We start from the raw sequence: 23,743 nt of genomic DNA, 5'->3' as shown, positions 1-23,743 counted from the left end.
ATGATTAAAAAGAGGTTCGTAATTTCGCAGCATGCGATTTACGAACCTTTTTTGAATTTGCCCAGCGTTTAAGTTTGATCGGCATACCGCCACCAGGCGAGCGTGCCCGCAATGCCAATTGCACCGGTTACATAAGGCAGCATAAGACTTACGGCTTGCAGATGCAGATCCGTTTCCCCCGATGCGCCGCTTAGCAGACCCGGAATAGCCCATGGCATATACTCGGTAATGCCGAGGCCGCCCCCGAGCTGAGCGATGATAATCGTAAGCACAACGAACCCAAGCGGAGTCAAATATCCGCGACCGACGCTAGCGATCCAGCCAACAGGAATACATAAACAAATAACCATGATGGTTATCCTTGCGAACTCGTCGAAGCTTTGAACGACGACAGCAATGCTCCAGCCATCCAATTGGAGGAGCGCGCCTGCCAAGCTTCCAACAACGTACAGCATGAGGGCAAGCACCGCACACCAAACGGCTGCAACGATTAATTTGGCGCCTGCCACCCCGTACCGGGATAGAGGAAGTGCCAGCAGATCCTTAACCGTGCGGTCGGAGTATTCTCTGCCGAATATCCAACTGAATACAAAGCCGAACCCGATCAAACCGCCCATCGACATGACAATGCCAAGCTGATCAAGAAGGCCTGGGAAATCGACAGCCCCTTCGAAAGCCTTCTGCGTTCCAATCTCCCCGGAAAATATAAGTGCAAAGATGACCGGCAGGATGATGCTTGTAAGCAATGAAATCCTCATCAGCTTGGATCGGCGGATTTTCATTCTTTCTGTACCGATAGCCGTTAATAGTCGATTCATCGATCGTTCTCCCCCTCTGCTCCAATCCGTCTGAGAAAATAAGCCTCCAGCTCCTCTTCCTCCACTTGAAGATGGGTCGGCGGCATGTGCCCTTCCATTAATTGTTTCGCGATTTCATCCGGATTGTCGATCGCAAACGGCTCGGAAAGCTGTAGCAACCCACCTTCAGCCCCCTTCACCGAGTAACCGGCATTCATCAGCTTCATCCGTGCAGCCTCCATGTTGCGTGCGCCAACGAGAAGACGCTTCCGAAGCAATTGCTGCAAATCCCTGACATTCGTTTCCTGAAGCAGCTTGCCTTGATTGACGATGCCGATTCTAGTCGTTAGCCTCGCGACCTCGCTTAGAATATGACTGGAAATAAATATCGTGACCCCGTGATTAAGAGCTAGATCGCGCAGCAGTTCCCTTACTTCTACGATGCCGGCAGGATCAAGTCCGTTCGTCGGCTCATCCAATATAAGCAACTTTGGATTATGGAGCATGGCTTTGGCCAAGCCTAGCCGCTGCCCGTTGCCGAGCGACAACTTGCCGGCTTTGCGGTCGCGATAGGCGGTTAATTGCAGTTTATCCATGACGGCATCAACAGCGCCGCTTCCTTGTATGCCCCGCAGCCTCCGAATAATATCAAGATTTTCGCGAACGGTAAGCTCCGGATAAGAATATGGCGTTTCCACCATATAGCCGACATTTGACCATAATTTATGACTGCCTGCATCTACCCGCTGCCCAAACAGATGGGAAGCGCCGGAATCAGGCTTAATCATACCAAGCAGCATACGAATCGTCGTTGTCTTGCCTGCGCCGTTCAGTCCCAAAAATCCATAAATTTCACCTTTGTCCACATGCAAAGATAGGTCATCTACTGCATGAAATCTGCCAAAATGTTTCGTTAAACGTTCTGTTTGGATAATAGCACTCATTGCTTCTCCCCCTCTATTAAACTAACTAGTTATTTATATTTTATTAAAAATAAAAGCCATCCCTACAAAACAGATGGCTCCATAATGCCATGTATAATCATTTTGGCGATTTGATCGATCGTCTTCTCTCTCGATTGCGGCGTGTCCAGCGAGCCGAGCAGATTTTGATACCGGGAAAACGACTGAATGATCGCCGTTGTCACATGCATGATCATAATCGGGAACATCGCCGGTTCAAAGTCCTTTCGGAGAAGTCCATTCTGCTTCGCGGCTATGGCAAGCTCATGCAGCTCAGTCATATCATCCGGACGATACGTGATTTGATTCCAAGTCTTCCAATCCTCCGCCGACTCCCAAAGCATAATTTTCAAGTATCGCGGGTTCTCCAACAGGAAGTGAAACAATTGCCCGCTCATCGATTCAATAAACTGCCTGAATAGTACAGGATCAGATACGATGTTTTCGTTTTGCAAAAAATGAGCCATTGCCTCCCCCGTCACCTGATCGCCAATCTGGTCCGCACGTTTGACAACCTCCGTATACAAACCCAGCTTGTCGCCAAAATACTGATAGATCAGGCTTTTGTTGTAACCTGACGCCTTCGCAATGCCATCGATACGGGCCGCGGAATATCCGAGCTCGGCAAACATCGCCTCCGCCGCATCCAATATGATTCCTCTCGTTCGGGCCGCATCGTAAGTACGCGTACTGCTTCTCTTATTCTCAGTTGTCATTTCGATTTTCACCGCCTCATTTATAACCAACTAGTTAGATTATAATCATGCCTGATATAAACGTCAAGTTACTCCAAAAATCAAAAACGCCCTTGCCTGCTATAAGAAACAGGAAGGGCGCATCGAATGGACTGTAAACCATTTAATCAAACAAATCGCCGAAGATGTCGAGCACCGTTTTTTGGCGCTTTTTGGAATGCCCGTATTTGTTATAGCCATGCTGATTGTAACCGTATTTATCATAGCCATGCTTGTCATAGCCGCCATGATTATGATTATGGTTGTGATTATGGTTATTGTAGCCTTGCTGCCCGAACGGAGGCTGTTGTCCGCCGCCGAACACTTGAGGTTGGGAACTGCCGTAATTGTTCATTGGTGTCACCTGCGGGTTGCCTGGATGGCCATAGTTAGGCTGATTGTTATATCCGCCTTGCTGAGGAGGTATAGGCTGGCCCTGTTGAGACGGCGTTACGAAAGGATTGCCGCTGCTTACTTGAGGGAAATTTGGCGTTCCTTGCCCTTGCGGCTGATTATTGGTAATGGGCTGATTGGGGCTCGGGTTATTGGCTGCCCATGAACCTGGAGCAGGACCGCTTGTCGGTTGTGCAGGAATTGCGGATGGTCCGCCGAAAGCACCTGCGCCCGCTGAATATTGCTCGAGCCGCTCAACCTCCTGCTTCATATCCTTGACGCCCTGCATGAGCTTATCGAGCTCGCCGCGGTCAAGCCATACGCCTTTGCAGTCTGGACATACATCGATCAACACATTGTCCTTCACAACCTCGCGCATTCTTACATCATTACAAACGGGACATTTCATCCGTCACTCTCTCCTTTAACAATCGATCAGAACTTGCTATGACTCATACTCAGCATACGCACAGCCATTTACAACGTTTCATCTATGTAGCCGTATATGGCGCAGGTCTCTCTTCCGTCGCAAGGGCGATGCTGTAAATACGGCTCAGCTTCACGACACGCCGATTCGGACGGCGCACGACAACGGATGAGTCATCCCAAGCCACAACAATTCCAATGACGTCATTCATCTCAAGCTCATCGCGTACGACGCGAACTTTCTCGCCGCTAAGACGATATTGATTAAGCTGTTCTTCGCTAATCAAGGTAATTCCTCCGATTCGATTGGCCTTCATAGGCAGGCTTCCGTTTATTTGGAAAAACCTCAACGAATGCGCGCAGCACTCCTTGAGGTTCTTTTGTTGTTGCGAGTTATTGTATGCGAGTCTCATTAAGCTTTAACCAACATGCTCCTTGGAATCATTCGTTTCATACCATTCGTCGAGCACGCGCGAGGACATGACACGCTTGGCAATATATTCTGCCTGTTTGTCAGTGAATTGACCGCGCCATTCAATAGACAGCTCATCGGACAGCTTAACGATCGTCAGCAGCTCCGACCAAGCCACGTATCTTTTGTACCAGAAAAATTGCGGATGCTCAATCATATAAGGATATAAATCGTCAAATTCGGTATGTTTGCAATCCAAAGCACGCTCAAAATGAATTTTTGCGTCGTTCAACTTCGCATTCATAAAATCAGTAGACATTTCCCCCATAGCATGTGCCTCCCCTCAGGTCGCTTCTGTATCATTATAAGCCATTTTGCTTTATCGCGAAAGTGCGCATTCGCTGGAACATCTTACTCGAACCTAATTTCACCGTTGTCCAGCGATGAGATTTGAACGAGCGGCTCGACTCTGATGCCTTGCTCTCTAAGCGTTTTTCCGCCTGATTGGAACGATTTCTCGACTACGATTCCGAAGCCGACCAACGTCGCTCCCGAGCGTTCGATAATTTTGATAAGACCGCGTGCCGCATCGCCGTTCGCTATAATATCATCGATGAACAGCACTTTATCCTCTTTGGTCAGAAACTGCTTCGACACCATGATATCGGTAACGATGCCTTTCGTGAATGAAGGAACACGTTCGGTATATGCATCCGGATCGGCGATCAGCGTCTTCTTGCGCCTAGCGAATACGAGCGGAACGCCGAGCACATGCGCCGTAGCGAAAGCGGCCGGAATGCCGGATGATTCAATAGTAATGACCTTCGTGATCTCCTCTTCCGCAAATCTTCTTGCGAATTCTTGTCCCATCTCCATCGTAAGCGCCGGATCAACCTGATGATTAATGAGCGCGTCCATCCGCAGCACATCGTTCGACAACACCGACGACTCTTCCAATATACGTTGTTTCAATCGTTCCATCTTATTTCCCTCCGCCAAAAATCCCTTTTCGATAACGTAACATAGGTCAGGCGGATAGTGCAACCTTCATGGCAGGTTACATAGTAAACCTATCGATTTTACGATCTACATGAGGAATATATTCCAAAAAGGTGGGCAAAAAGAGAAACTTTTTCCTATTTTCGAGCGTCTTATTCATGTAGATAGAAAGGACTGAATGCCATGAAACCACCTAGAGTAGAAACACCTGTACTTGCGAAACTAGCTGCAGCAGCCGTATTCGCATTCCTTGTGGCTGGTTGTCAAAGCCAGGCTGAACCTTCAACACCACCTGTCTCTGAATCAGCGGATGTGCAGCCGCTTCAAGAAGATAATAACGCGAACAGCCCCCAGAAGACGTATCTGGAGGATGAACATAATCAGGTTACGTCCGATGTGCCGAGCCCAGGCAGCGCAGGTAAAGAAAACCATACTCCCGGCGAGGCATCTGCGCTCCATAGTGACGAGCCTGATAAGGCTATCGTGAAGACGGAGAGCGAGGGGCAGCACTGGAATCCATCAATTCCGAAGCTTGTCGGAATTGGCATAGATGATTCCGATGCCGAGATGACCCATTTATTCGGAGAGCCGATGGACAGCTACATCCTTGAAGAAGGAGAAGAATCCGTCACCGTCAATGAGTATGAAGGGTTCGCTGTAGGTATTAACGGATCGCATTCTGTGCAGTATATTGAAGTATTCAACAGCCACATACCAGCTGGGCTTAGCGGACTTGCGGTTGGCGACAAGCCGGACACAGCTATTTCTTATCTTGGCAAGCCCTCCACCCAGACCGAATACTTGCTTACATACGAAGCGGATGGCGCAATGCTGAAGATTGACATCGATCCCGTGCTGAACGGCATCGTTTCCATAAAGCTGCTTGCTGCTGCAGACGACTAGGACCAGCTTTGAATACATAATCCAATCAATGATATAAGCAAAATAGGCAGCGTCAGGACGATACCGTATTTCGTATATTCCTTCCACCCCACTTCGACGCCTCCCCGTCTCACTAACTGCATCCAGAGCAATGTGGCGAGTGAGCCAATTGGCGTCAGCTTAGCGCCGACGGACGTGCCGATCAAGCTTGCATAAGGCAAGTAGTCGGGTCCGTTCACGCCTTCTATCGCAAGCGACGAGATGAGCACTGCCGGCAGATTGTTAATCGCAGAAGCCAGCAAGGCGAATATGAGCCCGGAACCGTAAATGCCGACCCATTCATGCTGTTCCGCCGCCAGCGTCAGCAACGAAGGAAACCAAGCGACTGCCCTGTGCACATGAAGACTGTATACGACCAAATTCATCGACAAGGCAAATACAATAATAAGCCAAGGCGCTTGCAGCACCGTTTGCTTGAATGGAGCTCGTCCCGCTCCGGCCGAGGCAGCCCATTGGACCGCTGCGCAGCCAAGCGCAATAGCCGCAACAGGAACTCCTAGTCTCTCCGAGCCTAAATAACCGATCATCATGAGAACGATGATGACCCAAGACAGACGAAACACTCTTTTATCTCCAATAGCAGACGCTGGCTTCGGAAATGTATCCGGTGTCAGATGATCTCCTTCACCCCCTACGATTCCCTTACGCAGGATGAACGCCGTGACGCCTATGGTAGCCGCTATAGCAAGCGCACCCGGCAGCAGCATTCTCGATGCATACTCCCCAAAAGGAATATTGAAGAAATCCGCCGTTAATATATTCGTTAGATTGCTCATCATGAGCGGAGCGCTTGCCGTATCGGCCATTAACCCGATTCCGAGCAAATAAGCAAGCCTGCCTCCGCGCGTAAGACGCAGCAGCGCCGTCACTTCGAGTACGATCGGCACCATAATAAGGATCGTACCGTCGTTGTTGAAGAAAATCGTAATCATCGCAGCCAATAGTGACAGGCAAATAAATAATACAATTTTGCGATGATGAAGACGGTGAACGATATGAAGCGCAGCCCATCGGAAGAAGCCGTTCTGATCAAGCAATGCCGTGAAAATCATAATACCGATTAACGAGAACGTCGCATTCCATACGAAACCCCAAATATAAGAAGCATCCTCTAGCTTCAATAAGCCTGCAACGAAGAGCAGGATAGCTCCCGCAAGCGCGAAAAATGCTTCGTTAATTCCTTTTGGCTTAATCAAAATGAGGATGAGTGCCGCTATAAATACGGCTATAGCAATTGCCATGGTCATGATTGCGGTTCCTTTCTAGCAAATATGTCATGCCTGTCCTCCTTGCGACATAACTTCTTAATAGAGAAGTTTGTTGCCGATTGGAGGAAGGTAGACGATGTGGAAGCGTACAGGCAAAGTACTGCAGATCGCTTCAACCTATGTAGGTACGATTGTAGGAGCAGGCTTTGCATCCGGTCAAGAAATTTTGCAGTTTTTCACCCGCTTCGGCTATTACGGCACGTTTACGATTGCGATTGCGACGATGCTGTTCATCTGGCTCGGCGCGAAAATGATGCTGATCGCAAGCGAAATAAACGCCAAATCGTATGAGGATCTCAATAAGGCGCTGTTCGGCGACAAATACGGTCGATGGATCAGCCACTTCATGCTCGTCGTCCTCATGGGCGTAACCGCCGTCATGCTCGCTGGAGCCGGCACCATCTTTTATGAGCATTGGAACATTTCCTACCAGTCAGGCCTGCTCATTACGGCCGTCGCTTGTTATTTCCTGCTGCGCAAAGGGATGAAAGCGATACTGACGGTTAATTCCATCGTCGTTCCGCTAATGCTCATCTTCACGGTATTCGTTATGTTCGATACGTTCCGCTCTCCCGGTGCGGACAAGTTCCTTACGCTGGCAAGCGATTATTCACCGTTGGCGGCATGGTCGGCGCCATTCTTGTATGCCGCGTTCAATCTGACGATGTCCCAAGCCGTTCTCGTGCCGCTGGGGGCAGAAGTAAAGGATCGGAAGACGATTATTGCCGGTTCTTGGGTCGGCGGGATCGGGATCGGCTTCATGCTGCTGGCCGGACATATCGCCTTATCGGTCCATATGCCCGGCATCCAGCAATTCGCTATACCGATGGGCGGCATAGCAAGGCAGCTCGGAAGCAGCGTACAATTTATTTATGTTTTTCTTATTTTTGCCGAGATCTTCACGACGCTTATCGCGGATATATATGGTCTGACGCTTCAACTGCAGGAACGGATGAAATGGACTCGCGGCGCGCTAACGATAGTCGTCCTCGCCATCTGCTATGTCGCCAGCCAGATCGGCTTCGGCACGCTCCTATCGACGCTGTATCCGATTTTCGGCTTAATCAGTCTTGGTTGGCTGTTTCTCATCATTCGCAGGCAAGCGCAAGCGTGACATTGGGAGTCGGTGTTGGCGATTAATTAGCAACAGAACTAAGCTCAACAAGCGAAGTTTCGCTGCCGTATTCTAGCAGCGCATCGCGCACATGCTCATGGCAGGTCATTACGATGACCTGCCTTTGCTGTGACAGTTCGGCAATAAGCTTCGCTGCGGCACGCAGCCGATCCTTATCGAAGTTGACGAACACATCGTCAAGCAGCAGCGGCAGCTTCACGTTATGCGAGGCTTCCTCCGCTAAAGCGAAGCGCATCGCTAAGTAGACTAGCTCAGCCGTGCCGCGGCTCAGCAGGTTGCTGTCAATAATACGGCGATCGGCCGTCTCCAGCCTTATCCCCGTCGCTCCAGGATGACTCAGCACCCTTATATATTTACCGTCCGTGAGTGTCTCGATCAGGCTTGAGGCATGACGCAGCACGACAGGCTGACGCTCCTCCTCATAGATGCGTTTCGTCCGGCTAATCAAGGCCGCGCTTACGGCAAGCATCGCATACCGCTCGGCATCGCCATCCAACTGCGCTAAGAGCTGCTCTCTGTCGGCCACCAGCCGCTGACGCTCCTTCGTTTGCAGAAGCTGATCGATCGATTGACGCAGCCGCCCTTTTTGCTCCAGCTGGTCCTTCTGCTGCGATTCGAGCTGCGCAAGCTCATGCACCGCTTCGTCATGGAGCGCGCGCAGCTGCTCCTCGTCATAGCTGTACAGCAGCTCTTCAAGCTCTGCCAGCCGCTGCTCGCTGAGACCGGCTGTCAGCTCGAGCTGCAGCTTGTTCAGCGCGAGCTCGAGGTCGGCGAGCGTACTGAGATGAAGCAGCGCCTCTTCGTACGCTGCTTCGCTTGGCAGGTCCGCTTCATGCAGCAAAGCTTGCATGAGCGGACGAAGCTCCGCGAGCGAGGATTCGATGCGAGCTATGTTATGCAGCAGCTCTTCTTGCTGCTGCCGGGCGCGAAGCGCCTGTTCCTTGGCGGCGGCATGACGGCGCGTCTCGGCCTGCAGCAGTCTCAGGCCGAGCGCCGGATCTGCCGGCAGTTGCCCTGCTGCGTCAGCGAACGCTGCGCAAAGCTTGGCCGCTTGCGCCTCGAAAGCGGCGAGCTGCTGCGTGACGGCGGCTTGCTTCGCCGTCAGCTTGTCATATTGGCGCAGCCGCTGCATCGCTTGCTCGGCAAGCTCGATTGCTTCGAGCGCCGCCGTCTGCGACATATGCGGCGGCAGCGCCCGCACCTCCAGCCAGCCGCGCCACTCGGCAACGGCTGCTTGCTTCGATAATGCAGCTGAGGCGGCTGCCTTGCTGCGTTCGTTCAATTGCTCGCGCAAGCGGGCGAGCTTACGCTCTTGTTCGCCCTTATTGCTTTCTAGCCGCTCCGTTGCCTGAAGCTTCTCCAGCCTTGCTTCAACAGCGGCATGCAACCCGCTGCGCAGCCGTTCTGCAGCCAATGTCTGCTCTGCCGATCGACCCTCTGCTTGGCTCGCGGAGGATAACAAAGCTGCCGCCGCGTGCTCAGGTTCGCGCACCACAGCGGCAAGCGCAGTTACGAGCTGCTGCTCCCGATCCCGAAGAAATGAGTCATTCGGGTATCGACCGGATGATCCTGCGCTGCGACCGCCGCTGCGTGAACGCCTGTCATTAGGCTTCTGACTTCTTCCGAATGCCAGAACCATGAGGACGAGTGCGACGATTGCCAGCACGATTGCGGCAATCCAGCCTAACCCGCTGCCGCCTTCCGCACCGCTACCTGCGGCGACAATGCCAAGCGCCACCGCAGCTCCGCCCGCTCCTGCCGCTCCAGCCCATACGGGCCCAGCTCCGCCTCGGCCCGCTGCCGCGCCGCGCAAAGCCGACGGGTCTATCCCGTCGGCCGCAGCGGCTGCGGCAAGACGCGTCCGCTCGAGCTCCCACTCGCGGAAAGCCAAGTCCAGGGCGTTCCACGCCCCACGAAGCGCTTCCCGCGTCCGCGGCAAAAGCGCAAAGCCGCCGGCCGCCTGCTCGCCATCCGCGGCCGCTCGTTCGAGCGCCGCCTCCGCTTCGCCGCGCACGCTCTCCACCTCGCGCTCTTGCCGCTTCAGCGCTTCTTGCTCCGCGGCGATCCGCTCTTCGCCGCGCATACGCTCTTCCTCCTGCTGACGCAGGCCGCGAATATAATCGCGGTCGGCAACCGTCACGCGGAGCTCGCGCAGCTGACGTTCCGTCCACTCCGGCGCGATGCTGCCCAGCAGCCCGCCTATCGCTTCATCATGCGATTGCAGCTCGGCTCGCAGCTCGGCCAGCTCCAGCTTAAGCAGTCGATAGCCTTCCGCCGACTGCACCATCGCTTCCGTTTCATCGGCGGTATCAATCAACGCTTGATCGTATTCGATCGCTTCAAGCTGCTTTTCCGTCAAATACAATTGCTGCTTATAGCGCTCCAATTCGGATAAGCGCTCCGTCCTCAGACGCGACAGCTCACGCCAGCTGCGCTCCGACTCGGTGTTTATCCGCGCTGCGTAAGCGAACCGCTCGCGCTCCATGAGCAGTTGCTGCTTCTGCAGCCAACCCGCCCTCGAAGAGCAAGCTTTCGCAAGCAATTGCTGCTTGGAAGCCAGCTGTGGAAGCGCTTGATCCCGCTCCGCGATCTCTTCCTCCAACCTCTCCGACTGGTGAACGAGCGAATTGTAGGCATCGATGGAATCCTCATGCTTGCGCAGCGCGGCTTCGATCTGATCCAGCTCCTTAAGTTGCTTGTTCATCGATTTCGTCGATCCCTTAGGCTTGAACAGCTCCTCCATCTCATCCCGCAGCTTTTTCTCGGCCGCAGCGATAGACTTGCCGTTATCCCAGCCCGCTTGATACAAATATTGACCAAGCTCCTCGCCGGACAAAGCTCCAACCTGCTGCAGCTCCGATAAGGTCACGGCGAACATTTGTCGATACATTCGATCGCCGATACCGCCCAAATAACGCCTCTCCAGCTCCGCTTGCAGCAACTGTACGCCTTCTGCCAGCCCACTATTGCTGCCAGCCTCCGCATCAAGCTCGCGCAGCGACAGCTTCCCTGAACCGTCCGTTGCATAGCGCTGAATGACATACGAGCTGCCCATCCCGTCACGCCAGAACAGACGGCCGCCATGTCGGCCGCCGTTCACCGGCTCCTGCCGCTCGGGAGCCTGTGCCGAGCCTCGGTTCGCGAAGCCGTACAGCATCGTCCGAATAAAGCCGAATACGGTGCTTTTGCCGGCTTCGTTCGGTCCATATAAAATGGTAACGGGAGCATCTAGATCGACCTTTGCGTCATGCAATTGGCCGAACCCGTCGATCTCAGCCTCCACAAGCCTCATTGTTATTCCCCCTCTAGCTGATCTGCCTTCAGCCCGGTCGAAGAACCCAGCTCCTATCCATTTCCGCGCTCCTCTTCCGCAATAAGTCCAATTACATGCTCTCGCGATCGCTCCAGCCATCGCTCAGGCAGCTCTTCCCACTTGCTTCGCAGCAGCTTGCCCAGCTTCTGATTTCCTGCCATCACCTGGACAGCCTCTTTCGCGAATGACCGCCAGCTCTCGTCGCTGGAGGCAAGCTCGGTGCTTAATCGGCACAGCTCGCCGGCGAAGCTGTCCTCCTCTGCTATCTTCATCCAATCGAGCTCGGAGGCAGTCCTATTGTCGAGTTCATATACCCATATCAATCGATCGCCGCTCTCCTCGCTTAGCTCCTGAAGCTGCCCCAGCAGCGCAGCGGTAGCCTGCGGATCTGATAGTTGCCTATGAAGCGGACCTCGCCCTGCGAGCTCCAATCGAATCATTGCAGAGCGCCCTTCCGCATCCAGACCAAGCCTAACCATCGACGCTTCAAGCTGCTGCAGCAGCTCATGCTCCGATTGGATGCCTGCAATTGACACTTGCTCGTCCAGCCAACGCACATCGTCCAGCGGCGTGAACCTAAGCTCTACCGCTCCCGCTGCCGTCACATCCACGATGTAGCAGCCCTTCTGCCCGGTCTCACGCGGGTTTCTGCCCTGCGTGTTGCCCGGATAGACGACATGCGGGTACTCATGAAGCACTTTGCGGTGATGAATATGTCCCAGCGCCCAATAATGGAAGCCTGCATTACTCGTAAGCTCGTCCAAAGTACAAGGCGCGTAGGGATCATGTCCGTTATCTCCGCCTACGTTGCCGTGCAGCATGGCGATGTGGAACGCAGCTCCTGGCATTGACCGGTAACGAATCGCTAAGTTTTCCGTTATGCTTCGCGATCCGTACGAAATGCCGTAAACAAAAGCAGCCAGCTCACCATCTCTGCGGTAAGCCGGCTTATGCTCGATATGATCTGCGCCAAATATATGTACATTCGAGGGCAGCTTAAGCTCTGCCCTTGCCCCGCTAAGCGGATCATGATTGCCATGAATAACGAAAACGGCGATGCCATGAGCGGCAAGTCGCTCCCATTCGCGTACAAGCCGCAGCTGTGCGCGAAGTGAGCGATCGGCTGCATCGAACAAATCGCCTGCCAGCACGATAAAATCGACCTTCTCGGCAACTGCCGTATCCGTTAACTGGCGCATAGCTGCGAAGGTCGATTCGCTTAGCCTTTCCCGAAGCGCTTCCGGCGCCTTGGCCAAACCTTTGAACGGACTGTCCAAGTGCAAATCCGCTGCATGAATGAATCGAAACGGTACTGCCATGAACTCAATCCCCGCCTCTGTCTCTATATTAGCCGAGTAGCGCTACTCCGGCTTAAGGTTGGTATACACTTTTTTGAGCTGTGAAATGACCCGTTGCAAGGAGTATACTTTTTTGGCTTTGTCCCAGCCTGCACGCGCTAGGTTATAGCGGTAAGTAGGATCTGTTACGACCTTCTCCAGCGCATCGGCGAGTGCGAGCGGATCTTCCGGCGGTACGAGCAGCCCGTTGACGCCGTCATCGATCTGTTCAGCGATACCTCCGACATTCGTTCCGACTAGTGCCAGCCAGCATAACGCTGCTTCTGCGAACACGGAGCCGAACGCCTCCGCCCGTGACGGCAGAACGAATACATCAAAGAACGGCATGAACTCCTCCGGATGAAGCATATAGCCGTAAAAAATAATATCGTCGTACAAGTCCAGCTCCACCGCGAGCGCCTCCAACTCCTCGCGAATCGGTCCGTCGCCGATAATATGAAGCACGAACGGATTTCCCCTGCGCTTTAGCTCGGCGCAAGCCTTCAACAAAATATCGAGTCCCTTTGCCGGCACGAGCCTGCAGACCGTAATAAGCTGCGTCACTTCATTTTCATGCGCGCTCGGCCTGAATCGTTTCTCATCGAAGCCGTTCGGTATCACCTTTATAGCCTCAGGGTGTTTAACCTGCGGCGCAATATAGGAACGGAACGACTCCGATACGGTCAACAGCTGATCCGTCTTCGCTTCCAGCTCCCCATATATTTTCATTAAAAATTGATGCTCCGGTCCACCCTCTTCGATTCTCCCGTTCAAAATAAGCTCGCGCTCATAACTCGAGTGAATCGTCATCGCTACCGGCGTATCCGGGAACACCTGCTTCATGACGAGAGCTGCGATCGGATGATGCGCATGTATAATATCAAACGAGCGATTAAGACGAAGCCGTGTCCACCATACGTAATCGCGATACGTTTGAATGTATTTGTCGACCATTGCATTACCGCTGAATTCCGTCCAATCGAACGTTTGGAAAACAACATCCTCTTGCCCCTTGCCTCTTACCCGCTTAGGCAGCGAGAACAACTCCATCTGCCAACCCAGCTTAATGAATCTTTCCTGTATATAAGGGACCATCGATGACACCCCGCCCGGCTGTTCCGGGGGGAAAAACAAAGCTTGCAATATATTCATGTGTCCCACACTCCTTCTTCCTGCTTCGTACCCGTTTATGCTCGACAGACAATGTGCCCAAAAAGCTTTTCCGTCACCGTAAAACATGATATATTAGAACATATGTTTCTGTAAAGCTAGTACATAACTACTTGATAACGAGGTTTAGACATGACAATTATTCAATGGCTTACGGGACCTAACGGACAGCTATTCTCTTCGGCGGCTGTCATCATTATTCTTATTCTTATGCTCTTTATGTCCATTAAGCTTTACGTCAGCTATCGCAACAAAGGGATCTATAAGTGGCTCACAAGCGCAATTCCGCTCATCATAGCCGAGCAAGTATTGCTCATTCTGCTCGCGTATCCCGGTTGGTCGTTATCGCCATGGGTCTATCTAACCGCGACAGTGCTGCAAATCATTTCATTTATTATTATAAACTTTGTTTTCATGAAATTATATACTCATCGTTCCGCTCAGCTTAAAGTAATTCCTTTCATTATTATGATTATGTTAACGATCGTCATAGCAGGCGTTCAGTACGCAATTAATCCGTTCACGCCAGGGGCAGTTCCGGCCGGCTCGATACTGACCTTTCCGGCGCTTGATTTCTATGCCGTTATCGTGACGTTCATCATTCTGCTTGATACGCGCGGAGCCGAGATGAATGCGAAGTATAACGCAAGCCTTATTGTTTTCTTTATCTACGAGCTTTCTCGGCTTGCTGACAATTATTTGTTCCAAGGCTCGCTGTCATGGCTCATTCTGCTCCGCCATCTTCTGCCGATTATCTATTATACGATATTATTTTTATTGCTCTTTGATTGGGTTATTGATCGGCTTATCTCGACCTATCAATCCTCTGTTGTAGACGGCCTGACCGGGCTTTACAACCGGCGCCACTTCTCGGCCAGGGCGCAGAAGCTGCTCGCTCAGAACCGGCCAATGGCTATTATCTTCTGCGATATCGACAATTTCAAGAAGCTGAATGATACGCATGGCCATCACAAGGCAGACGGCGTACTGAAGCAGGTAGCCGAGATCCTTAAGGAAGAAACGAGCGGCATCGGCTCAGCCGGACGTTACGGCGGCGAAGAGTTGCTGGCTTGCATGACCGCAGACAAAGTCAAACCAGAGATCGTTGCGGAAGCGATACGCAGACGCGTCGAGCAGGAGACGATGGTTACCATCAGCGTTGGCGTAAGCACGAATAAAGAAGGCAAGGAAGTGCAAGAGCTTGTCAAGCAAGCCGACGAAGCGATGTACCACTCCAAGACGACCGGCAAAAACAAAGTAACGATGTTCAAAGCCATCTCATCCGCTTCCAAAAAATCAATGTAATGCAGTACAAAACCCCCGCTATCGCGATTAGGCGACAGCGGGGATTTTTTATTTCTTCTAAATTGGGATTAGAGTGGAATGGATCCAATCAAACTAACTGTAACTGGCTGCCGCTCTTAACTTCGACGATCTGCCCGTCTACGCTTAACCATACGTTCATTGCCGACGCATTGTAAACAAAGCTCATATCCGCTGAAAATTTCAATAAGCGATACGACTTCATATAATCGACGATTTCCATATTCGTAGCGTACCAGATGTCGCCTTGCCCCGATATTCGCTCGCAGAAGCTCTCAATCAGCTCCCAATTGTTATCGTTATCGAATTCATAACTATGTCCCCAAACGTACATCAAATATAAATATTGGGATTTATGAAGACCAATGAATGCATCGGTCCTCTCCAGCAAGCGGTCGTTATGATGGCAGGTCGGCTGCCACTCATGCCAGTCGTCGGGTATGCCGAATCCGCCCGTCGTCTGAACCGTTCTCGCATATTCGATTCCCAAATAAGGCAGCATCCCTTTGATCTCTTGGTTAAAAGAGCCGTTTGGGTAAGACATTCCTCTGACGGTATAGCCGGCGAGCCGCTCCAGCTTTTTCCTGTCTTCCATGATTTCATGCACAAGCTGCTCTCTTGGAATACGCGCGATCGTCGGATGGGTCAGCGTATGGGCGGACACCTCATGACCTTCATACAGCTTCGCTGCTTCCTCTTCGGAAATCCGGTTTCCATTCCCGAACAACCCGCCGTTCAAGTGAAACGAGCCTTTGATTCCGTAACGGTTAAAAAGCGATACAAGCCTGCGGTCCGCCGTCGTACCGTCGTCGTAGCTCATCGTTAGCGCCTTGTGCTTCCCTCCCGGGTAGCATAACAATACGTTGGTCATGCGTTAAATCCTCCTATTTTTCCTTACTTAGGGCCGAATACTTTCAAATTCGCATAATCCGCTATAAAAGGCGCCATTTGACGAAAGCCGATCTTGCCCGCTCCGAGCAGCGGACCGAAGGTCGCGCCGTCGTCCTCCCATGCGAGAATAGGCAGACCGTTAATCGTAAAATCGATGCGCGGTCCCCGCTTCAGGAGCAGCATCCCGTAAGAGGAATGGCAATCCAAGACGGAGGGCAATGGGTCAGCTCCTTGCGCCGCCAGATGAAACCCCCGGCTTTTGCGCAGATTGCAGGTGTGAAGTTGTCTTTCCTCGGCCCATCGTCTGCGATAATACGATATGTGAAACGCATTAATGTCGCCGCTGTGATATTGATCGTATATGCCAGAGCGAGGCATTAACGCCGGATCGAACAGGTCGATACCGCCCGCGCCGCTAGCGGCAAAAAACAGAATCGCCAGCCCCGGCTCCCGAATCGGCCGAAATTGCCATTCGACGGCCATATCCGCCGGAAAGTCGTGCGGGCACCAAAGGGCGAAATTCGCCTTTTGCCCATCTTCCGCGTCCCTTGCGCTTTCCAGCCGCAGCTGCCCCAGCGGAAACGACATAGCTGCTTCCCCTTCCATCCGGAAGTCGGCCAAGTCTGCCGGAGCGGCAAGCGGATTATGATAGAGCAGCTTCCACTCCGGCGGGATCATCGGACCGTCTCCGCTTCTGAGGCAGGCAGCCATTCCGGAATCAGCTCAAGGCTGATTATCGTATTAAGCGACCATTGCGCCGCTTCGTTCGTATTGATCCAATCGATCTCGCTTATGGAGTCGACATACGTCACCGTTTCCGCCTCCTTCCGCAAATCTGTCTTGGCGAACGGATTGTCCAGCAGTACGGACCACGCATGCTGCGCCGTCCATTCGTCCTGTCTGTAATAAGCGCCGAATGCCGCAATCGCAATGCTCAGCACCGGATGATGGAAGCTGTCATGGCTGATCGCTCCGCCCGTTATGAGGTCTTTCCGCTCCTGCGGCAGGTTGTAATAGATGCCGAAGTCGGCCATCATCGCTTCCCATTGGGGATCCTTAAGCATTGCGGCCAGCTCGAACCATATTTGCGGCGCGCCCATGCAGATCGCGAGATGGCGGCCCCAGTTATCGTCGCCAAGCGGCGTAAGCTTGCTCGTGCGAGGATCGTAACCGTATGTCGGTCCTGAGATCAATCCGTAATTCGCATCCTTGACGTTATCGATTCCCGTTACAATTTTGTCCCGATAGGCCGTATCCTCGAACCGCTCCCATCTCGTCATCCAATTCGAGCTGAATGCGGCCCAGTCCGGACCGATTCGGATATGCGTAGGGTGTTCGTCCTTCGGAAAATAAGCGCGCATCGGATCGAGATTGACCGTCGAGAAATCGGCATCCTTCACCTCGTCCATCAAATCGCCTATCCGCTCATCAGCGGTCAAATAATAATAGTAGCGGTGAAGGCCGGCCATCGCGATTCGCGCCTCCTTGCAGCCGCAGCCCCAGTGGACGACGTTATGTCGGGAGCCTAGACCGGCATATTCCCCGAAATGATAGACGTCCACTTCGCTTGTATGTCTGGTCATCGCTTCCGCAAGCCTGAACAAGTCGCCTCGTCCAGAACGCAGGAACATGACCCATAACCACATATTCGGGACAAGCTCGGTGTTTTGCCAAGCGCAGCCCCCGAGATCGTAGTTCCATACATGTCTGACCGGATCGTAGCTATGCATGAAATCGCCGTAATCCCAGAAGCCATACCATTTGCGCTGCTCCACTTCGGACATGTAGAAGGACGCGATGCCGTCCAGCCGCTCCTCCAGCATCGCTTTGGCCGGCGTGCTTCTGTCCTGCATGCTCCACAGGCCGAATGCGCGCACTTCATGGAAGTACTCCGGCTCGCATACGAGGAGCGGCTCGGCATCCGCATGCTCCTGCATCGCCCTTAGCCGATCCGGCAAAGGCGTTTCCTCTTCGCACCATACCGTCAACTCGCTCGTATTAGCGATACCGTAAGGCGTTGCCCGCAGCTCCTCCGCGCCTTCGTACGATGACTCTACATGCGTCTTCGTATCGTAATGACGCAGATCCATCGCCTCTCCGTCCGGCGACCAGAACCATGCGGTAAGGGACGCTTCGCTTCCCGCCGTACCGTGAATGTCCAAGCCCGACGGATGCTTCCGCCAGAAGTCCCGAACGCCGACTGCAAGCCCCCCGCCTTCGCCGCCTGCGAATGCAAGGCCGCCTGCCCGCTTGCCTTCGGCTGATTTCACCCAGCAGCATTGCGCCTGCGTGCGCTTCCAGATGCCGTAATGATCGGCCGATCGCTGCACCAGCTTGTAATCGTCCCATACAGCCGAGTCGTCAAGCAGGCCGAGGAAATAACGATCCTCCTCGACGTCGAACTCGACTGGCGCACCTTGCGTCTGCCGTTCGAACAGCTCGCGGTATTTTCCCTTCGTGCGCCTCGTATGCAGCGTCTTCGGCGATTCGCTGAAGAAGCCGCTGTCTCCCGCGAGTCTGACGTGGCGGTTGTACAAAGGTCCTCTCATCGGAACCGCGAACGAAATGCCAAGCGCTTTAATAAAATCCTCGTTTGGATTGCAGTCATATTGAAACGTATGAACGACACGGATCGTCCCGAGTCCGGCATAGAAATATAAACGCAGGGAGAACGGCAGCCACTCTCTGCCGGAGTTTCCGCCGCGGTGCTTTCCTTCCAGCTTCACGACCGCCCTGACCGGACCGTTTTGCTCAACCGTCACGCTGCGGATGCGCCCTTGGAAAGGTTCTTGGCGGATCGTTGTCGCGCCCGAAACGCCGTTTCGGTTCTCCATAATCGATACAAGCGTTGCGCCGCTGCAGATTTCGCTCCCGCCTCGTACGATGCTTTCGATAAGCTTGTTTCCTTGCTTGCGTATCGTACAGCTCATCGCTCCCGTATCAAGCAGAATCGATTCCTCCGTCTCACGCACTTTGACGCTCGCTGGTCCGGAAGCTCCTACCCCCTTTGTAACCCGATAGCCGTCCTCATGCGCCCTCGGCAGCGCTGCCGCATGGGCGGACCACTTAACGCTGCCGTCCGGCCAATAGGCGGCCGGCCAGCTTTGCATCGCGACCGGACCGCTACCGTCCGCGGCGTGCAGGACAAGCTGTTCGTCCCGGCGCAGCTCGCCCTCCTTCCATGGAATTCCCCACGTAACTCCGGCAGCTAAAGCCGCCGGCTCGTTAAGCCAACGAAGCTTGATAGACAATGGCGATGACAATCGAATCAGCCTCCTCGTTCCCCTAAGCATATGTGTACAACCTACGGTCATCATATAGAGGCTCTCGCTTACCGGCAATTAGACATTATTGCTTGCAGAACGAATCGGCACTTGCACATTTTGTCCCCGTTTGCACTATATTGTCCGCCAGTACCTATGATTGGCTAAGCTCGCGGTAGCGGCTTGGCGTCATGCCCTCCAGCTTCTTGAATATGCGATTGAAGTAGCTATGCTGATAGCCAACCTGCTCGGCGACGTCATTGATTTTGAGTCCCGATTCCCGCAGCAGCTCTTTCGCCTTTTCCATTCGCAGCCCCGTCAAATAATCGATGAAGTTTTTGCCCGTTACCTGCTTGAACGATTTGCTTAAGAAAAACGGGTTCATCCCGATATGATCCGCGCAGTGGTCGAGCGACACGTCCTTCATGTAATTTTGCTGCAAATACACCATCGCTTGCTCGATCAATCGTTTCACCTGATAATCCGATCGGTTGCCGAGCTCTCCTAGAAAAGGCGCGCATACTTTGTTTTGGAACCAGGCGAGAATGAGCTGCGGCTCCCTGATTTGCGACAGCTGCTCGTACATATTGACGCATCTGAACAAGCGGTTCGGCTGAATGCCGGATACCATGATGGCATGCTGCACGCTGCCGAGCAAATGCAGCATGCCCTGCTGAACGTCGACCGCCTTCGCACCCGCCTGCGACAAAGCGGCTAGAAAAGCGCTCAGCAGCTCATAAGCATCGCTTTCCTGGCCTGTGCGCAGCGCCTGAATGAACTCCCGCTCGAGCGCAAAAGGATATGCCTGCTCGGCCGCTCCTTCTCCGACCGCATGCAGCCGGCTCATCGCGATCATTTGATTTTCGTTATTGAAATAACGCTGATTGGCGGCATGCTTGACCTCTTCGAACGCCAGAGGAATTTGAGCAACGGCATCCGACGGCTCGCTGATCGCAATCGTCAGCCGCATATTCAGGATGGAATTGACCGCATGGGTGAGCTCTTCGCCGAACAGGGCCAGCTCCTCCTCGCAGCTATCATCCTTTGGCGCAATGACGAGAAGCCCCGCGGCAAGATCATGGAAATTAATCGCTTTGCTTTGCTCGAAATGTTTGGCGGCAAACTCCTCGATCATATTTACCGCGGCGAACGTCACGAGACCTTCGTCCCCGTATTTGAATTTCCCTTCCAAGCTCGCAATGCCGGTCAACTGCACGTATATGACGATAAAACGATGGTTGCTTACGTCCCATTTGTACCTTCCCATCCGCTCGAGCAGGTCCTCCTCCGAATACGCGTACAGGTAGCCTTGCAGCAGTTGATGAAGAAAGCTCTCCTTCACGTATGGAAGCTGTTCGGACAACCTCGTATGGAGCTCCGTGCTTTCGCGGTTCAAATGGTTCCATTGCCGCTCGATTAGCGAAAATTCGTCCCCAGGGTCATCCGCAAGAGTTTTCTCTCCAAGCAGGACGTTCATAAGCCGCTTGACCGGCGAATAGATGGTGCGCGACGCAAACCAGGCAAGGATTGCCGCGATCAGCAACGCGCTTAAGCTAACCGTGAAGATAAGCTTCGAAATAAAGACGACCGGCGCGGTGATGCTCGATATCGGCGAAGCGGACACATAGGTCCAGCTGTCTGCAATGCGCGAGAACTTGCCGTAGGTCACCGTGAACGTAGCTCCGTTCCATTGGAGCAGAAACGAATCCTCCGTCTTGCCTCGCTCAGCGATTGCTTCTTTCAGCTGCTCGACGAACGCCGATTCGGAGTCACTTTCGCCGGTAGACGCAAACAAACTGCCGTTATCCTGCAGGAGAAAGGTTTTACCACCGTCATACGGCGTCATCGTGCGAAGCATATCGCCTACTTTTTCGTTGTCCAACCTAATATACAGCGCGCCAAACGGCTTTAGACTTCCGCCCGGAATCTGATGAACGAGCGTCAGCTCTTTCGACTGGGGACGCTGGGCATTAAAGGACATGTCCGTCCAATACGCCACTTTGCCTGATTGAAGCAAGCTGTCGTATGTCGTTTTCTCTTGCTCGGAGGAAATCATGCCGTATTCGGGATCGAACAGGACGGGCTGCCCCTCTCCGCCCAGATATAGACCGACCAGCTTATTCATCGTATTCGAGCCTTGCATAACGAGCAGCGTCTTGGTGATGTCGCGCGCCTTCTCGAAATCCTGGATAAAATTGCGGCTGGAAAGGCTGTAATCGAATTTCGTGTCGAACGCCCAATGCGACAGCATGAGCTCCAAATTCGTCAGTTGCGCATCGATGTTGCGAGCTCTCTGATCGATCTGCTTGTTATGCATCTGCAGCAGCTCGCTCTTCAGCTTGCCTCCCGCCATCCCGTACACGAGCGCGCCGGTGATGAGTCCTGGAATGCTCGTCACGATCAAGATCATAATCAAGCTTTTGCGATAAAAGCTTCCCTTCGTTGTCCCCTTACCGCTGTTTCTTTGAAAAAACTTTCGTAACCTTTCAAATCGCATATTCTCACCAACCGACTTCAAAATGGTGTTACGCGCAGCGCATGTTTCCATATGTAAACGCATTCAATTCTATGTTCAAGAATAAACCGCAGTTGCCCTCGAGAACAAGACCTTATTCTTGAAGACGAAGAAATGATTCCCAAGCACTACGGCAATAGACAGAGCCCCGGATGCTTGCTCGCCGGACTCTGTCTATGATTCGATTGTTAACCTATGATTTACTTGCCGCGTACAGCTCGTTCATTTCTTTAATCAGGTCATCGCCGCCGCTCTTCTTCCACAGTTCAAGCGCAGCGCGGTAGCCGGCCTCGTCGATCTGTCCTACGATGAACTTGATCCGCGCATCGTTCAAAATATTGTCAAGCTGAGCGCCCTTCTCCGTATACACCTGGGAGATGAACGGTTCGGCCGGATTCGAGACGATGTACTGCTCGTTCTCCTTCTGCAGTTCGGTTTGCTTGATACGCAGAGGCGTCTGCTTCACCTTCTTCGCGCGATCCTCCGGAATGAACGTCAGCATTTGATTAAGGCCTTCTACCTCGGATTCCATCAAAGCCGCATCCTTGCTTACAACAACCGAATCGTCCTCGATCGTATGATGTACGCCTTCCAGGCCGTATCCGAGCATCGTCTGCAATTCCGGCGCATTCAATTGCTCAATGAAAGCCAGGACGCGCTTCAGCTCCTCCTCGGTTTTTACCGCCGATTTCGGAATAGCCAGCATGCCGGCAAAACCGGAGGTCGGCAGCGTATGCAGCTCGCCGGCCGCATCCTTGACGCCGCCGAACACGTCCATGAAGTGTACGTCCGGCTGGTCTTTTCCTTCCGCCGCCAGCGCGGCGTGTATTTTATCGTCGGCGCGGGCCGCGCCGTCAATGACGTCAATGATGACCCCGGCTTGGTTATTAATGATCGGGTCGGTCCATTTTGCGGAATCCATGATGGCAAAATCCTGGTTGATCAATTTCTCGTCGTACAGCTTCTTCATAAACTTCAACGCTTCGATATACTCCGGCGTCAGATGTTCGGGCACAAGCTGTCCGTCCTTGTCGCCCCATTTGTTCGGCGCGCCGAACCACAGCTTGATGTTGTCGAAGCCGCTGGCCCAGCCGCCCGTCCACTTGACGAGCACGAGGCCGTACGTATCGTCTTGGCCGTTCTTGTCCGGGTCCTTCTCTTTAAACGCTTTCAGCATATTGTAAAAATCGTCGATCGTTTGCGGGACGGGTAGCCCTACGTTGTCGAGCCAATCTTTCCGGTAATAAACGCCGTTCCGTCCAAGCGCGCGGCCCCTGTATATGCCGTAATTTTTACCTTCGATGGAGGAATTGTTCAAGATGACCGGATTCGCCTGGCTTAAGTTGTCATAATCCTTCAAATAACCGCCAAGCTCCCAGAACGCGCCGGATTTTGCCGCATTGACGAAGCTTGGCGATTTCACGTCGGGTACATACATGATCGTAGGCAGCTTGCCCGAAGCGAGCGTAATGTTGAACTTATCCACGTAGGAGGCGTTCGGCACCCACTCGAAATGAATGTCCGTATTCGTCCTCTTCTCCAGCTCGGCGGCTACCGGACTATCGTCCTTCGGATAATTGGTTTTGAATATCGGAAGCATGATGTTCAATTTCAGTGGCGTCTCCGGTTTTGGGTCACCTTCCGGCTGAACCGCATCAGGCGATTTGTTGCCCGGCGCTTCGTCCTTGTTTCCTTCACTTTGCTCCGAGCACCCGATTAGCGTACCGGCGGCAAGCGCCGTCACAAGCGCGATCGATGCCCATTTGTTTGCTCTCTTTTGATTTCCTTTCATGCATGTACCTCCCTTAATTAGTTGTATTATATCGTAAAACCGTCTGCCTGCGGTTCAAGCTCGCGGCGGCA

At 53.0% G+C, this 23,743-nt stretch carries 18 protein-coding genes and 1 pseudogene; 3 read left to right on the top strand and 16 right to left on the bottom strand.

The genetic code is table 11. The annotated features are described in order from the left end of the window. Window positions 1-68 precede the first annotated feature (68 nt). The 7 genes and pseudogenes from AC1DF0_RS08105 to AC1DF0_RS08075 form a co-directional block, all read right to left on the bottom strand. Window positions 69-818, bottom strand: a complete 750-nt coding sequence (locus tag AC1DF0_RS08105) for an ABC transporter permease (protein WP_442049193.1) — start codon at window positions 816-818, stop codon at window positions 69-71. Then, window positions 815-1,741 (bottom strand): ABC transporter ATP-binding protein, encoded by a 927-nt coding sequence (locus AC1DF0_RS08100; protein ID WP_442049194.1) that lies wholly within the window; start codon window positions 1,739-1,741, stop codon window positions 815-817. Before AC1DF0_RS08100 ends, AC1DF0_RS08105 begins: the two co-directional genes overlap by 4 nt. Window positions 1,742-1,803: 62 nt before the next feature. Beyond that, complete coding sequence (locus AC1DF0_RS08095; protein ID WP_477573610.1) at window positions 1,804-2,475, bottom strand: TetR/AcrR family transcriptional regulator; 672 nt, start codon at window positions 2,473-2,475, stop codon at window positions 1,804-1,806. A gap of 670 nt (window positions 2,476-3,145) precedes the next feature. Then, window positions 3,146-3,295, bottom strand: a pseudogene (locus AC1DF0_RS08090) (TFIIB-type zinc ribbon-containing protein); the annotation flags it as partial. Window positions 3,296-3,377: 82 nt separating this feature from the next. Then, on the bottom strand, window positions 3,378-3,599 hold the full coding sequence (locus AC1DF0_RS08085) for a hypothetical protein (RefSeq protein ID WP_442049242.1): 222 nt from the start codon (window positions 3,597-3,599) through the stop codon (window positions 3,378-3,380). Between the two features lie 132 nt (window positions 3,600-3,731). Then, complete coding sequence (locus AC1DF0_RS08080; RefSeq protein ID WP_337098500.1) at window positions 3,732-4,052, bottom strand: hypothetical protein; 321 nt, start codon at window positions 4,050-4,052, stop codon at window positions 3,732-3,734. Window positions 4,053-4,135: 83 nt separating this feature from the next. Further along, the gene (locus tag AC1DF0_RS08075) at window positions 4,136-4,705 is read right to left on the bottom strand and encodes a xanthine phosphoribosyltransferase (protein WP_442049196.1); all 570 of its coding nucleotides are present in this window, start codon (window positions 4,703-4,705) and stop codon (window positions 4,136-4,138) included. Window positions 4,706-4,906: 201 nt separating this feature from the next. Here AC1DF0_RS08075 and AC1DF0_RS08070 point away from each other — a divergent pair, with 201 nt between their 5' ends. Further along, window positions 4,907-5,626: a hypothetical protein gene (locus tag AC1DF0_RS08070; protein WP_477573609.1), complete on the top strand. Its 720-nt coding sequence runs from the start codon at window positions 4,907-4,909 to the stop codon at window positions 5,624-5,626. Here AC1DF0_RS08070 and AC1DF0_RS08065 read toward each other — a convergent pair. Continuing rightward, window positions 5,623-6,912, bottom strand: a complete 1,290-nt coding sequence (locus AC1DF0_RS08065; protein WP_477573608.1) for an ArsB/NhaD family transporter — start codon at window positions 6,910-6,912, stop codon at window positions 5,623-5,625. The genes AC1DF0_RS08070 and AC1DF0_RS08065 overlap by 4 nt on opposite strands. A gap of 97 nt (window positions 6,913-7,009) precedes the next feature. Here AC1DF0_RS08065 and AC1DF0_RS08060 point away from each other — a divergent pair, with 97 nt between their 5' ends. After that, a complete protein-coding gene (locus AC1DF0_RS08060) occupies window positions 7,010-8,047 on the top strand; it encodes a YkvI family membrane protein (protein WP_442049199.1) in 1,038 nt (345 codons plus the stop codon). A gap of 22 nt (window positions 8,048-8,069) precedes the next feature. Here AC1DF0_RS08060 and AC1DF0_RS08055 read toward each other — a convergent pair whose 3' ends face one another. The 3 genes from AC1DF0_RS08055 to AC1DF0_RS08045 are packed head-to-tail and all read right to left on the bottom strand — an operon-like array spanning window position 8,070 to window position 13,870. Continuing rightward, on the bottom strand, window positions 8,070-11,360 hold the full coding sequence (locus AC1DF0_RS08055; RefSeq protein WP_477573607.1) for an AAA family ATPase: 3,291 nt from the start codon (window positions 11,358-11,360) through the stop codon (window positions 8,070-8,072). A gap of 53 nt (window positions 11,361-11,413) precedes the next feature. Then, a complete protein-coding gene (locus AC1DF0_RS08050; RefSeq protein WP_477573606.1) occupies window positions 11,414-12,700 on the bottom strand; it encodes a metallophosphoesterase family protein in 1,287 nt (428 codons plus the stop codon). Between the two features lie 42 nt (window positions 12,701-12,742). Continuing rightward, a complete protein-coding gene (locus AC1DF0_RS08045) occupies window positions 12,743-13,870 on the bottom strand; it encodes a glycosyltransferase (RefSeq protein WP_475820280.1) in 1,128 nt (375 codons plus the stop codon). Window positions 13,871-14,020: 150 nt separating this feature from the next. Here AC1DF0_RS08045 and AC1DF0_RS08040 point away from each other — a divergent pair, with 150 nt between their 5' ends. Further along, window positions 14,021-15,193 (top strand): GGDEF domain-containing protein, encoded by a 1,173-nt coding sequence (locus AC1DF0_RS08040; RefSeq protein WP_477573605.1) that lies wholly within the window; start codon window positions 14,021-14,023, stop codon window positions 15,191-15,193. 88 nt (window positions 15,194-15,281) lie between these two features. Here the strand turns inward: AC1DF0_RS08040 and AC1DF0_RS08035 are convergent, their stop codons facing one another. From AC1DF0_RS08035 to AC1DF0_RS08015, 5 genes are all read right to left on the bottom strand, one after another. Then, complete coding sequence (locus AC1DF0_RS08035; RefSeq protein WP_477573604.1) at window positions 15,282-16,082, bottom strand: polysaccharide deacetylase family protein; 801 nt, start codon at window positions 16,080-16,082, stop codon at window positions 15,282-15,284. A gap of 23 nt (window positions 16,083-16,105) precedes the next feature. Next, window positions 16,106-16,780, bottom strand: a complete 675-nt coding sequence (locus AC1DF0_RS08030) for a DUF1961 family protein (RefSeq protein ID WP_477573603.1) — start codon at window positions 16,778-16,780, stop codon at window positions 16,106-16,108. Beyond that, entirely contained in the window at window positions 16,777-19,365 is a 2,589-nt protein-coding gene (locus AC1DF0_RS08025) for an exo-rhamnogalacturonan lyase family protein (RefSeq protein ID WP_477573602.1), read from the bottom strand. Before AC1DF0_RS08025 ends, AC1DF0_RS08030 begins: the two co-directional genes overlap by 4 nt. A 154-nt stretch (window positions 19,366-19,519) precedes the next feature. After that, window positions 19,520-21,775, bottom strand: coding sequence for a helix-turn-helix domain-containing protein (locus AC1DF0_RS08020; protein ID WP_477573601.1), 2,256 nt, complete (start codon window positions 21,773-21,775; stop codon window positions 19,520-19,522). 298 nt (window positions 21,776-22,073) lie between these two features. After that, window positions 22,074-23,672: an extracellular solute-binding protein gene (locus AC1DF0_RS08015; protein WP_477573600.1), complete on the bottom strand. Its 1,599-nt coding sequence runs from the start codon at window positions 23,670-23,672 to the stop codon at window positions 22,074-22,076. Window positions 23,673-23,743 lie beyond the last annotated feature (71 nt).

Source organism: Paenibacillus sp. 05T425 (genome assembly GCF_056396205.1).
This window is presented reverse-complemented; position numbering and strand designations above follow the sequence as displayed.